At 62.8% G+C, this 468-nt stretch carries 1 protein-coding gene; it reads right to left on the bottom strand.

Translation table 11 applies throughout. The annotated features are described in order from the left end of the window. Positions 1-468: transposase (locus CWO89_RS45155; protein ID WP_207234738.1), on the bottom strand; the 468-nt coding region annotated here is incomplete at both ends.

Below are 468 nucleotides of genomic sequence, written 5' to 3'. Positions count from 1 at the left end.
TGGCTGGGCTGCAACCAGTTTGGGGATGCGGATCAGATTATAGGCGATCAGATTGAGCAGGAAATCGGCGGCGACGCGACCGATGCCGCGATGTTTGGTCTTGCGCATGGTCCCGTGCTGCTTGCCCCAACCGAAGATGCACTCGATCATCGCCCGGCGCGATTGTGACATGCCGTATCCCGGATGCCGCGTGGTTCGTCCGTCGATGGCGCTGTTGCGGTTCTTGCCGGTTTTGGTGACGGCCTGGTTCTGCGTCACATGCGGTGTCACGTTGATGGCACGAAGATTGGCCACGTGATCGGCGGTATCGTACGCCTTGTCCTCGCCGGCCGTGATGCGGTGGCCGGCGGCTTTGCCTTGGGCCTTCAGCATGATCTCCGAGGCGCGGCGTTCGGTCGCCAGCCCATGCCGGTTCTCCATTGTGGCATGGCCCATATAGCAGAGCTTCGCCTCCCGCCCGGCCGCCTT

It is taken from the genome of Bradyrhizobium sp. Leo170 (assembly GCF_004296405.1).
Taxonomy (GTDB): Bacteria; Pseudomonadota; Alphaproteobacteria; order Rhizobiales; family Xanthobacteraceae; genus Bradyrhizobium.
The sequence above is the reverse complement of the archived record's forward strand: the minus strand, read 5'-3'. Positions and strand labels throughout refer to the sequence as shown.